Source organism: Gordonia lacunae (assembly GCF_002149015.1).
GTDB lineage: Bacteria > Actinomycetota > Actinomycetes > Mycobacteriales > Mycobacteriaceae > Gordonia > Gordonia lacunae.
The window spans coordinates 91,656-104,084 of sequence record NZ_NGFO01000014.1; the positions used below are offsets into that span (position 1 = coordinate 91,656).

The 12,429-nt window shown below is 70.4% G+C and carries 7 protein-coding genes and 1 tRNA gene; 4 read left to right on the forward strand and 4 right to left on the reverse strand.

Annotated features, from left to right (window positions below; all coding sequences use genetic code 11):
- Positions 1-97: 97 nt before the first annotated feature.
- From CA982_RS13675 to CA982_RS13685, 3 genes are all read right to left on the reverse strand, one after another.
- The gene (locus tag CA982_RS13675; RefSeq protein WP_425269082.1) at positions 98-3,907 is read right to left on the reverse strand and encodes an ABC transporter ATP-binding protein; all 3,810 of its coding nucleotides are present in this window, start codon (positions 3,905-3,907) and stop codon (positions 98-100) included.
- 101 nt (positions 3,908-4,008) lie between these two features.
- Positions 4,009-4,767 (reverse strand): hypothetical protein, encoded by a 759-nt coding sequence (locus tag CA982_RS13680; RefSeq protein ID WP_086535859.1) that lies wholly within the window; start codon positions 4,765-4,767, stop codon positions 4,009-4,011.
- Positions 4,764-5,819, reverse strand: coding sequence for a glutathione S-transferase family protein (locus tag CA982_RS13685; protein WP_086535860.1), 1,056 nt, complete (start codon positions 5,817-5,819; stop codon positions 4,764-4,766). Before CA982_RS13685 ends, CA982_RS13680 begins: the two co-directional genes overlap by 4 nt.
- Before the next feature lie 119 nt (positions 5,820-5,938).
- Between CA982_RS13685 and CA982_RS13690 the strand changes: the two genes are divergently transcribed.
- From CA982_RS13690 to CA982_RS13705, 4 genes are all read left to right on the forward strand, one after another.
- Positions 5,939-7,465 carry an MFS transporter gene (locus tag CA982_RS13690; protein WP_086535861.1) on the forward strand — a complete coding sequence of 509 codons (1,527 nt, stop codon included), beginning with the start codon at positions 5,939-5,941 and terminating at the stop codon, positions 7,463-7,465.
- Positions 7,466-7,546: 81 nt separating this feature from the next.
- The gene (locus CA982_RS13695; protein ID WP_086535862.1) at positions 7,547-8,737 is read left to right on the forward strand and encodes an exonuclease SbcCD subunit D; all 1,191 of its coding nucleotides are present in this window, start codon (positions 7,547-7,549) and stop codon (positions 8,735-8,737) included.
- Positions 8,734-11,718: an AAA family ATPase gene (locus CA982_RS13700; RefSeq protein WP_086535863.1), complete on the forward strand. Its 2,985-nt coding sequence runs from the start codon at positions 8,734-8,736 to the stop codon at positions 11,716-11,718. Before CA982_RS13695 ends, CA982_RS13700 begins: the two co-directional genes overlap by 4 nt.
- A gap of 56 nt (positions 11,719-11,774) precedes the next feature.
- Positions 11,775-11,850, forward strand: a tRNA-Arg gene (locus tag CA982_RS13705).
- A 120-nt stretch (positions 11,851-11,970) separates the two neighbouring features.
- Here the strand turns inward: CA982_RS13705 and CA982_RS13710 are convergent.
- Positions 11,971-12,339 carry a VOC family protein gene (locus CA982_RS13710; RefSeq protein ID WP_086535864.1) on the reverse strand — a complete coding sequence of 123 codons (369 nt, stop codon included), beginning with the start codon at positions 12,337-12,339 and terminating at the stop codon, positions 11,971-11,973.
- Positions 12,340-12,429 lie beyond the last annotated feature (90 nt).

Sequence of the window (12,429 nt, forward strand, 5' to 3'; positions counted from 1 at the left end):
CGGGTTCTCTGCCACGCGTCGTCTCTTGTGGAGACTATCGGTGAACCACCTGACGATGCTACGCGTCGTCGACTCGCTCGCGCTGACCGACCTGTTACTACCGAGTCAGTTCCGAGGCGGCCCTCGTGACCGTCGTGGCGGCGGTCCGTGCGCTGGTCGGAGCGGGTGGATCGTTGTCGGGCACCGCCGGCTCGTCGGGATCGACACCGGCATCCCAGAAGCCGCGGTACCTCTCTCCCAACGCGAGCAACTCCTCGTGTGTTCCGAGCTCGACGATCCGCCCGCCGTCGACCACCGCGATGGCATCGGCGCGGGCGGCGGTCGCCAGCCGGTGCGCGACGATCACCGACGTGCGGTGCCGGGTGACCGCGCGACCGGCGGCGAGCACCTGCGCCTCGGTCGCCTGATCGAGGGTCGCGGTCGCCTCGTCGAGCAGGAGCAGGTCGGGTTCGACGAGTTCGGCTCGCGCCAGCGCGATGAGCTGGCGCTGTCCCGAACTCAGTCCCTGTCCGCGCTCGCCGATCGGGTGATTCATCCGACCGGGGAGCGCGGCGATCATGCGCAGCGCGCCGACCGCGGCCGCGGCGTCGACGATCGCGGCGCGATCGGCACCGGGCCGGCCGTAGGCGATGTTCTCGGCGACCGTGCCGGTGAACAGGTGCGGCTCCTGCGGGACGAGACCGAGTCGCCGCCGGTATCCGGCGAGGTCGTAGTCGCCGATGTCGGTGCCGTCGACGACGACGCGGCCGGTGGTCGGATCGTAGAAGCGGGCCAGGAGTTTGACGATGGTGGACTTGCCGGCGCCCGTCCGGCCGACGAGTGCCAGCGACGATCCGGCCGGGATGTGCAGGTCGACCCCGGTCAGCGCGTCCGTCGAGGAGCCCTGATAGCGGAACCCCACCCGCTCGAAGTCGACGACGCCGTCGAATCCGCCGTCCGGTGGGGACAGGGCCCGCGCCGAGGTGCGCAACGAGCTCGGTGTGCGCAGCAGGTCGCCGATGCGCTTGAGACCCACCGCCGCCTGCTGGTAGCCGTCGAAGACCTGCGACAGCTGCTGGACCGGACCGAACAGCATCGTCAGGTAGAGGACGAAGGCGACCAGGGTGCCCGCCGAGAGCGACCCCGAGGCCACCTGACCGGCGCCGACTCCGAGCGCGATCGCGGTGGCGATGTCGGACATGAGCTGGATCAGCGGGAAGTAGGCGGCGATCGCCCGCTGCGACACCATCCGCGCCTCGACCCACTCCGCCGAGCGCTGCGCGAACCGCGCCTGGGCACTGTCGGTGCGGAGGTAGGTCTGGGTGGTCTTGATGCCGGCGATGTTCTCCTGGAAGTCGGCGTTGACGACACTGATCAGTTCGCGCGAGCGGGTGTACGCGCGACTCGCGACGCGCCGGAAGACGATCGTGGCGCCGATGAGCAACGGGAAGACGGGCAGCACCAGCAGCCCGAGCGCAGGACCGGTGACCAGCAACGCGACCCCGACGCCGACGAGGGTCAGGACCGCCACGATCGCCGAGGTGAGCCCCGTCTGCAGGAACGTCGACAACGCATCGATGTCGGTCGTCATGCGGGTCATGATCCGACCCGAGAGCTCGCGCTCGTAGTAGTCGAGTCCGAGTCGCTGGATGTGGGCGTAGCTACGGATGCGCAGGCCGAACAGCACGCGTTCGCCGGCCCGGGTCGAGGTGATGGTCATCGACTTCGCGGCGATCCAGCCGATGGCGACCAGCGTGACGCCGCCGAGCGCTGCCCACAGCAGTGTCGACCGTTCGGTGTGGCCCGTCGCATCGATGACCGCCCGCGCGATGCTCGGGAAGGCCAGACCGACGAGTGTGTCGACCGCGATGGCGAGCAGCGCGGCGGCGAGCAGCCATCGAACCGGTGCGAGGAGGCCGCGCAGGGTGAAGACCGGGTTTTCGCGTCGAGCGGCGTCGACGTCGACCTCGGGACGCTCCGCCGCAGGCGGGAGGGCGTCCACGGACGCCTGGAGTTCGGGGGTGGCCGGCATGGAACCGAGTGCGCTGGCGACGCCACCGCCGCGACCGGTTCGCGAGCCCGCCCCGGCCGCGGGCGACGTTCGTGCCGAGGCGTCGACGGAATCGGATTCGATTGTCGGCCAGAGGTTCTCGATATCGGACTCGGTCGGGCCGCGCAGCGGCGGCGCGGTGTCGACGACCGCGGCCCCACCGGGTGTTCCGGCGGGGCTCGCAGTGCTCGACATCAGTTCACGGAAGCGCGGCGAGGTCGCCTCGAGTTCGGCGAGCGTGCCCAGTGCCGTGATCCGGCCGTCGTCGAGCACGGCGACGCGGTCGGCGAGGACGAGCGTCGACCGACGATGGGCGAGGACCAGCATCGTGGCCCGTCGGGTCCGCAGTCCGCCCAGGATGCGGGACTCGGTGGTCGCGTCGACCGCGGACGTCGCGTCGTCGAGCACGAGGATGCGGGGATCGGCGAAGAGCGCGCGCGCCAGTGCGATGCGCTGGCGCTGACCGCCCGACAGGGTGAGCCCGCGCTCACCGATGACGGTGTCGTACCCGTCGGGCAGCGCGTCGATGAACTCGGCGGCGTCGGCGGCCGCGGCCGCCGCCCGCACCCGGTCGGCGGCATTCGGTGCGGTCGCGGCCGGGCCCATCGCGATGTTGGCGGTGATGGTGTCCGAGAACAGGAACGGCTCGTCGAAGACCACGGCGACGGCGCGGTGCAGGGCCTCGGGCGCCAGGTCGTCGATCCGGTGGCGGGGGCGGTCCGCGTCGGCTCCGGTGCTCTGGCCGAGCAGCGAGATCGTCCCGGTGTCGGGTCGTTCGAACCTGCTGACCAGATCGGCGATGGTCGACTTCCCGGAGCCGGGGGGACCCACGATCGCCACGCATTCGCCCGGTTCGATCCGGAGGTCGATCCCGGACAGCACTGCGGGCGGGTCGTCGGCGTCGTGCGTGTGGTGGGCGAACCCCACTCCCGCCAGTTCGACGCCGAGGGGGCCGTCGGGGAGTGAGCCGGTCGCCGTGTCGCCCGGATCGTGGGGGTGGTCGATGACGTCGTAGACGCGCTCGACCGCGGCACGTGCGAGTTGTGCGTTGACGATGAGGTTCGTCAGCAGCCGCGCGATACCCGTCATCGTGGCGACGTAGGTGCTGAACGCGAGGAAGGCGCCCGCGGTGATCGCGCCGGTCATCGTGAGATAGCCACCCACCACGATCACCCCGACCATGCCCAGCTGCGGGATCGCGGCGAGCGTCGGGGCGAACCGCGAGTTGATCCGCGCGGCCCGCAGTCGGCGCGCGAACACCGTCCGGCAGCGGGTGACGAGGTCGTCGACGGCGCGCTCCTCCTGCCCGAAGCCCTTCACGACCCGGACGCCGGTGACGGTCTCCTCCACGTGCTGGGCGACGTCGGCGGCCGACTGCTGGGCCGACCATGTCGCGGCGAACAGGCGACGCCGCGTCCGCCACACCTCGACGGCGATCAACGGGACGATCAGCAGCGCCACACCGGTCAGGAGCGGTGACAGATAGGCCATGATCGCCAGGGCCACGACCATCTGCACGGCGGCGCCCAGGGACAACGGTGCCATGGCGAGCAGGCTCTGCACGACCTGGATGTCGGTGATGGACCGGGACACGATCTGCCCGGTGCGGATCTGGTGCTGGCTGCGACCGTCGAGGTGCAGCAGGGTGTCGAGCAGCCGCAGTCGCAGTGAGTTCTGCACGCTCACCGCCAGTCGCCCGGCGAACACCCGCCGGCCCAGATGGCAGGCGTAGCGCACCACGGCGAAGGCGACCAGCGCGACGATGACGGTGCGCAGGGACAGGCCGTCGTCGACGACGCCGGTGGCATGGTCGACCGCCGCCTTGGTCAGCAACGGCATGAGCACGTCGACCCCGACCGCGATCAGGGTGACGGTCATCGTGATCACCACGACGCGCCGGTATCGCCACGATTCGCCGACGAGCCGGCGAATCCAACCGGGCGCGGGCGCGGGCGGAGTGGGCAGTGGAGGTGCCGTGATCACCAGGAACCGGGCGGGAGCGGATCCGGGGTGGGTGACTCGGTGAAGTCGACATCGATGACCCACGCCCGCGGAGCCGGTCCGAAGGCCGCTCGGGCGTTGTGCACCACCTTGCGGCCGAGGGCGCGACTGCCCGCCCCGCCGATGACCGCGCCGATCCCCGCGGGCATCAGCTTGCCGAAGATCAGCGGCGCCCGGCGGATCGCGTACTTGCGGACGAGTTTGTTCACCAGGGTCTTGTTCAGCTTGGTGATCGCCCCGGACGGCAGAGCGGCGCCGCCGAGCCTGCGCAGGGCACCGCCGCCGGTGCCGACCACCCGCCCGAGCGCCAGCACACCCTCTTCGCCCAGTGCGACGGTCATGACGAGTGCCTTGCGACGTTCGGACTCGTGCACCGGGATGCCGTGCACCTCGGCGATCGACAGCGCGAGCAACGCCGAGGCCTCGAGGAAGAAGGCCGTGTCCCCGGTCATCACGCCGAAGGCGGTCATCGTGCCGACTCCGGGCACCGCGGCGGCCGCGCCGACCGCTCCGCCGGAACCGGTGACCGCGTTCAGATAGCGCTTCTCGAGCCGCTCGATGATCTGCGCGGGGGAGTCGTCGGGGTACTTCCGCCGCAGCGAGTCCACGTACTTCTTCACCGCGGGCGCCTGCAGGCGCTGCGCCCGATCGAGGAGACCGCCGGTCACCTCGACGGCCTTGCCCGGCGGCGTGCGGCCCTTGTCCGTCGACAGCGGCTGTGTCGTCTTGTCCTTCATGACGCGGGTACCCAATCCTGTTCGGGCACGACCTCGGCGGGTCGTGGGGGGCCGGGGGGCGTGCCGTCGCCGAACGGCCGGCCGCCGAGGTCGGCACGATGGTGTTCGGTGAGCCAGCCACGCAGATCCGGACCCTTGGGCACGATCTGGGTGGGGTTCACATCGGTGTGGACGATGTAGTAGTGCTGCTTGATCTGCGTGAAATCGGTGGTGTCGCCGAAGCCGGGCGTCTGGAACAGGTCGCGGGCATAGGCCCACAGGACCGGCATCTCGCTCAGCTTGCTGCGATTGCATTTGAAGTGACCGTGGTAGACCGCGTCGAACCGCGCCAGGGTGGTGAACAGACGCACATCGGCCTCGGTGATGGTGTCGCCGACGAGGTAGCGCTGCGTCGACAGTCGGTCCGACAGCTCGTCGAGCTTGGCGAACAGGCGGTCGTAGGCCGCGTCGTAGGCCTCCTGGCTGCCGGCGAACCCGCAGCGGTACACGCCGTTGTTGACCTCGGTGTAGATGCCGTGACTCACCTCGTCGATCTCGTCGCGGAGGCGTTCCGGATAGAGCTCCGGTGCGCCGTCGCGGTGGAAGGCGGTCCATTCCAGGGAGAAGTCGATGGTGATCTGCGGGAAGTCGTTGGTGACGACCTCACCGGTCGGCACGTCGACGATCGCCGGCACGGTGATCCCCTTCGGATAACCGGGAATCCGCTTCTCGTAGGCGTCCTTGAGCCGGGGGATCTGCAGGACCGGGTCCACTCCGCCGGGGTCGAGATCGAACGTCCAGGAGTTCTTGTCGTGCGTGGGGCCGCACAGTCCGAGCGAGATGGCGTCCTCGAGCCCGAGGAGCCGCCGGACGATCAGGGTCCGGTTGGCCCACGGGCACGCGCGAGCGGCCACGAGCCGGTAGCGGCCCGCCTCGACCGGGTAGCCGTCCCGGCCGTCGGCGGTGATGCGGGTCTCGATGTACTTCGTGTCCCGGACGAACTCCTCGCCGGTCATCACGTACGAACCCTGTTCGTCCTCGGATGCGGTGCTCTGGTCGGACTCGGTGGTCATGGGTTCCACAGTAATGATGTCCGGCGACAATGACGTCCGGCGACTGACGAGCCCGGCCACGATCGAACCCCGCGATCGCGCGGGTCGGCGGCGAATCGGACAGGTCTAGCATCGGGGAAATGCGATCGAGCGACGCCACCCGCGGCGAGAACGCGGGTACCGACGAGATGGTCACCACCCGGCCGTGGGCCGCGATGCTGGCGCTCTGTGTGGGCTTCTTCATGATCCTCGTCGACATGACGATCGTGGCCGTGGCGCAACCGCGCATCCAGGCCGATCTCGACACGAACGTCAATGGCGTCGTCTGGGTCACGAGCGCGTACCTGCTCACCTACGCGGTGCCGCTGTTGATCACCGGCCGGCTGGGCGACAAGTTCGGTCCCAAGACGATGTACCAGATCGGTCTCGCGGTCTTCACCCTGGCGAGTCTCTGGTGCGGGTTGTCGTCGTCGATCGGCGAGCTGATCGGCGCACGCGCACTGCAGGGTGTCGGCGCGGCCCTCATCACACCCCAGACGATGGCGCTGATCACGCGCATCTTCCCGGCCGAGAAGCGCGGCGCGGCAATGGGTGTGTGGGGCACCGTCGCCGGCGTGGCGACTCTCGTCGGACCGCTGCTCGGCGGTGTGCTGACCGACGCGTTCGGCTGGGAATGGATCTTCTTCGTCAACCTGCCGGTCGGCATCGTCGGTCTCGTCCTCGCCGCGATCCTCGTCCCCCGCGTCGGGACCAACGACCACCAGTTCGACTGGATAGGCGTGGCGCTGTCCGCCGTCGGTCTGACCGCGCTGGTCTTCGGCATCCAGGAGGGGGAGACCTTCGACTGGGACGCCTGGATCTGGCTGCTCATCGTCGGCGGCCTGGCGGTTCTCGTGGTCTTCATCTACTGGCAGTCCCGGATCCGCACGGAGCCCTTGGTCCCGTTGTCGCTGTTCCGCGACCGCAACTTCTCGCTGTCGACCATCGGCATCGCCTCGATGGGTTTCGCGGTGTCCGGGATGATGATCCCGCTGACCTTCTTCCTCCAGCTCGTCGGCGGGATGTCGCCGACCCAGTCGGCGGTCGTCCTGGTGCCGATGGCCGTGCTGACCGGGGTCCTGGCCCCGATCGTCGGGCGGATGGTCGACCGCGTCCACCCGCGCACGATCGTCTCCTCGGCCTTGCTGCTGAACGCGATCGCGATCGCCTGGCTGGGCTTCGTGGCGCGTCCGGAGACCCCGGTCTGGCTGATCGTCGTCCCGCTGTGCCTGATGGGTGTGGCCTCGGCCGGCATCTGGGCTCCGCTGGCGGCGACGGCCACACGCAACCTGCCGTGGCACCAGGCCGGTGCCGGTGCGGGCGTGTACAACACCCTGCGGGTCATCGGCTCGGTGTTGGGTTCGGCGATGATCGGTGCGCTCCTGCAGACCCGGCTCGCGGCCGAGCTGCCCGGGGTCGACGCCGAGAACGCGCAGGACGGCGCGGCAGGTCAGCTACCGGAATTCCTCCGCGAGGGTTTCGCCGCCGCGATGGGACAGTCGCTGTACCTACCCGCTGCCGCGCTGCTGATCGGCGTCGTCGCGACGTTCTTCTTCGTCCGCCCCGCGCACCAGACCGTCCCACCCCAGGTCGTCGACCCGCACGCGGTGGCCACCGACGCCCGGTAGCCGAACCGCCGTCCCGGGGTCCCGGGCGCGGGAGAGCGCGCGTCCCACGATCTGTCGGGACCCGACCGTAAGGTTGCGCCCATGCGGATCGTGCACACCTCCGACTGGCACCTGGGCCGGACGTTCCACGGGGTCGAGCTGCTCGCCGACCAGCGCCGCGCGCTGACCCACCTGGCCGAGCTTGTCGCGGCGGAGTCGGCCGACGCCGTGATCGTCGCCGGGGATGTCTACGACCGGTCGGTTCCGTCCGCGGACGCGGTCCGGGTGTACGACGAGGGCCTGGCCGAGATCGCCGCTGCGGGAGCGCAGATCGTCGTCACCTCGGGCAATCACGATTCGCCCACCCGGCTCGGCGCCGGGTCCGGGTTCGCGGCCGCCGGCGGCCTGCACCTGCGGACGTCGATCGCCGACATCGACCGTCCGGTCGTGCTCTCCGACGCCCACGGCGACGTCGCGATCTACGGCATCCCGTATCTCGAACCCGACACCGCGCGCCGCCACCTGGGGGTCGAGTCGGTCGGCGGCCACACCGCCGTGCTCGGCGCCGCCATGACGCGGGTCCGCACCGACCTCGCCGCGCGCCGGACCCGATCCGTGGTGGTGGCGCACGCCTTCGTCAGCGGGGCCGCCGCCTCCGGATCGGAGCGCTCGATCAGCGTCGGCGGTGTCGAAACCGTTCCCGCCGAGACGTTCTCGGGGGCAGACTACGTCGCACTCGGTCATCTGCACTCGCCGCAGCGCGTCACCGACACCGTCCGCTACAGCGGGTCGTTGCTGCCGTACTCGTTCGGCGAGCGAACCCATCGCAAGGCGGCCCTGGTGATCGACCTCGACGCCGACGGCGTCAGCGCGGTCCGTGCGCACGAGCTGCCCGTCGTTCGCGAATTGAGCTCGCTCACCGGCGTTCTCGGCGATCTGCTGACCGATGAGCAGTATGATGCGGCGCAGGACCACTACGTCGAGGTGACGCTGACCGACCCGGTCCGCCCCACCGATGCCATGCGACGCCTGCGTGAGCGCTTCCCGTTCGCCGTCCACGTGCAGTGGGAGCGTCCGCATTCCGGCTCCGGGGTCGACTATCGGTCCCGTGTGCGCGGACGGACCGATGCCGAGATCGTCGCCTCGTTCATCGCCGACGTGCGCGATGAACCGACGAAGGGAGAGCGGGTGCTCCTCGAGCGCGCGCTCCGCGCCGTGGTCGGCGAGCCCGAATCCGACGCCGCCGAACTGACCCTGTTCGACATCGAGGCGATCGTCGCGGAGTCCGCATGAGGTTGCACCGATTGCGCATCCGCGCGTTCGGTCCGTTCGCCGAGGAGATGACCGTCGACTTCGACGACCTCGGCGGCGACGGACTGTTCCTCTTGCACGGGCAGACCGGCGCGGGTAAGACGACGGTGCTCGATGCCGTCGCCTTCGCGTTGTTCGGGCGGGTTCCCGGCGTTCGCGACGTCAACCGGCGGCTGCATTCGGACCACGCGGCGGCCGAGGAGATCCCGGAGGTCGAGCTCGAGGCGACCATCGCATCCCGCCGTCTGCGGATCACGCGGTCGCCCGAGCACGAGCGACCCAAGAAGCGCGGGGACGGTACGCGCAAGGTCAACGCCAGGGCGACGCTGATGTGGATGGACGGGTCAGGTCCCGACCTCACCCGTATCCCTGAGATCGGTGACGCGGTGGTCCGGTTGCTCGGGATGAGTGCCGACCAGTTCTTCCAGGTGGTGCTGCTGCCCCAGGGCGACTTTGCACGGTTCCTGCGCGCGCACTCCGATGAGCGGGAAGCGTTGCTGGAGCGGTTGTTCGACACCGAGCGTTTCGGTGACCTCGAGGAGTGGCTGCGCGAGCGAGCACGAGAGAGTGCGGCGAGGCTGACCGAGCAGACCGCGGTGCTCGACCGGATCGCGGGCCAGATCGTGGCGGTCGGCGGTGCCGAACCGGCCGCCGAGCCCGACTTCGAGTGGGCGCACGAATGTCTGGAGCGTTCGCGGGCGGCCGCAGAGCGCACCCTCGCAGAATCCGGTGCGGCGCAGGCTGCGGCGGACCAGGCGCAGGCCGCATACGAGGGCGGGAGCCGGGTCGCCGAGCTGCGACGCCGGGGGCGTGCGGCCACCGAGCGTCTCGCCCGGCTCGCCGAGGGGGAGCAGTCCCTGGCGGCTGCGGCGCACGCTCGCCGGCTCGCGCTGCGGGCGGCGCCGATCGTGCCGCTCGCCGACGACTCCGACCGGGTGGCGCGCGAACTCTCGGCCGCCGAACAGGCCGTGACCGCTGCGCGTGCCGAACTGTGCCGGCTGCCCGAGGGCGAGATCCTGTGTGCCGTCGAGCCGGACGAGGACCTCGACACGCGCCTGGACGCGGCGATCGACCGCTGGACCGAGGAATCGGGTCGATGGGAACCACTCGCCCAGCGGGTCGCGCAGCGGCCGGCGCTGGTCGCCGAGATCGACGCGCTCGACACGGCCCTCGCCGAGGCCGACCGCCGGGTCGCCAAGACGCGGGAGTCGCTCGAGAGCGCACCGGGTCGGCGTGCCGAGGCTGCCGACGCGCTCCAGACGGCCGGCGACCTACGCGTGCAGGCCCCGAAGCTGCGGGCCGAGCGTGACGGACTCCGGCGGGTCCGCGACGCGCTGACCGACCGGGCCGAGGTCCTCGTGCGGTTCGCCGCCGCGGAAAAGGACCTTCTCGACGCACGCGATGCACATGCCGCCGCCCGGGAGCGGGTGCTCGACGCCCGGGAGCGTCGCCTCGCCGGGATGGCGGTGGAACTGGCTGGCGAGCTCGTCGACGGAGAGCCGTGCGTCGTGTGCGGTTCGGTTGCGCACCCGAAGCCGGCCACGGACGTCGCCGACTCGGTCGAGACGGTCACCGACGAAGAGGAGGCGGCCGCGGCCGAGGAGCGGGCGAGTGCGATCAAGGCCATCGCACAATCCGCAGTGGCCGCGCTCGGCGAACGCCGCGCGCATCTCGACGCCGTCATCGACGGTGCCGACGCCGCGACCGTCGATGCCGACCTCACCCGCGTGAGTGCCGAACTCGCGGCGGCGGAGCGTGCCGCTTCTCGTGTGCCCGCACTGCAGAAGGCCGTCGACCGGATCGACGCCGAGGTCGACGCGTGGCGCACCGTCATCGCCGACACCGAGGCGGGCCAGTCGGCGCGTCGCGAGCGCGTGAACTCGTTGCGCGAGAACCTCACCGAGCTCGATGCGGCAGTCCGCGAAGCGACCGGTGGGCGCGGCGGGGTCGCCGAGCGGCGCCGTGAACTCGCCGACCTGGTCCGCCGTGCACGTCGGTTGCGCGACGCCCGCCAGGAGGTCGCGCGGACACGGGATCGGGTCGCCGAGGCGACCGACCGGCTGTCCGCGGCCTGCGCCGACGCCGGATTCGACGATCTCGCCGCGGTCCGGGCGGCGTTCGCCCCGGACACCCGCATCGCCGCGTGGGACACGATGCTGCAGGAGGCGGCGAGTCTACGCGCCGCCGCGGAGGAGACCCTCGCCGACGAGGACGTGCGGGCTGCGATGTCGGCTCCCGAGCCGGACCTGGAACGGCTCGTCGTCGATCGTGACGCCGCTCGAGGCCGCCTCGACACCGCGTCGAAGGAACATGCCGTGGCCGGTCGGCAGGCGGCGGGCCTCGAGGAGTACGTCACCCAGTTCTGGGCCGCGCTCGACGCCCTGGCGCCGATGCAGGACCGGCACGCCGAACTGCAGGGACTGGCCGAACTCGTCAGTGGCCGAGGTCAGAATGCGCGCCGGATGTCGTTGCGGTCGTACGTGCTGGCCGCGCGCCTCGACGAAGTGCTCGTTGCGGCGTCCGGTCGTCTCCGCGAGATGTCCTCGGGTCGTTACGAGTTCGTGCACACCGACGCGGCGGGTGTCCGGGGCCGGCGCGGTGGCCTGGGTATCGAGGTCCGCGACGAGTACACCGGGGCGCTCCGTCCGACGACGACGCTCTCCGGTGGGGAGACCTTCTTCGCATCGCTCGCTCTCGCACTCGGACTCGCCGACGTCGTCTCCGCGGAGTCGGGCGGACGCGTCCTCGACACCATCTTCATCGACGAGGGATTCGGCACCCTCGACCCCGAGGCACTCGACCTGGTGATGGGTGTCCTCGACGACCTCCGGACCGGTGGGCGTGTCGTCGGCGTGGTCAGTCACGTCGACGAACTCCGGGCACGAATCCCCGCCCAGCTGCACGTCCTGCGCGGTGAGCACGGGTCGTCGGTGCGGGTGCAGAGCCCGCTCGGCGTGTCGTGAGCTGCCCGATTGGGTCGCCGGTGGAACAGTGCGCTAGGCTGAGTCCCGCCCGATGAGCCCCCGTAGCTCAGGGGATAGAGCGTCTGCCTCCGGAGCAGAAGGCCGCAGGTTCGAATCCTGCCGGGGGCACCATTGCCGCAGAAGCGCCACTTAAGATCAGAAAGCGCCGGTGAGAACCGGAGCAACTGGCCGCAAGTGGCGCTTCTGCTTTCGCCGGGGTGGTCGACTATTGCTGAACACCCGACGAGCAACTCACAGATACGGCTCGGTGAGCATCTCCAGCATCTGCCCGGACGGGTCCTTGAAGTACACCCGCCGGCCCTCCTCGGTCGAGATCTCGCCGGGGCGTCGCATCTGCGGATCGGCCCAGTGGTCGACGCCCCGACGACACAGGGCGTCGTACCCGCGATCGAAGTCGGCGTCGTCCATGAGGAAGGCCATGTGCACCGGCTCGGCGACCGGTGCCGGTGCGAACTGCAACAGCGTGTCGTCGTCGAGGAGGATGTTGACGAACGGGCCCCAACCGGGAGCCGGCCGAGCACCGAGTACGTCGAGGTAGAAGTCGGCGGATCGCCGCGGATCGTGTGCGCCGATGATGATGTGATTGAAACTGACTGACATGACGAAGCTTTCGTCCCGGCGCCTCCATGCCTGACGCGGTCCGCCACCGGCACGCGACGCTGGGGCAGAGCTTGCCACAGTCTCATCGAA

Coding starts and splice junctions, on each gene's coding strand:
- CA982_RS13695 (WP_086535862.1), top strand. CDS start 7,547: ATGCGGATCGTGCACACCTCCGACTGGCACCTGGGCCGGACGTTCCAC.
- CA982_RS13700 (WP_086535863.1), top strand. CDS start 8,734: ATGAGGTTGCACCGATTGCGCATCCGCGCGTTCGGTCCGTTCGCCGAG.
- CA982_RS13675 (WP_425269082.1), bottom strand. CDS start 3,907: ATGACCGTCACCCTGATCGCGGTCGGGGTCGACGTGCTCATGCCGTTG.
- CA982_RS13685 (WP_086535860.1), bottom strand. CDS start 5,819: ATGACCACCGAGTCCGACCAGAGCACCGCATCCGAGGACGAACAGGGT.
- CA982_RS13690 (WP_086535861.1), top strand. CDS start 5,939: ATGCGATCGAGCGACGCCACCCGCGGCGAGAACGCGGGTACCGACGAG.
- CA982_RS13710 (WP_086535864.1), bottom strand. CDS start 12,339: ATGTCAGTCAGTTTCAATCACATCATCATCGGCGCACACGATCCGCGG.
- CA982_RS13680 (WP_086535859.1), bottom strand. CDS start 4,767: ATGAAGGACAAGACGACACAGCCGCTGTCGACGGACAAGGGCCGCACG.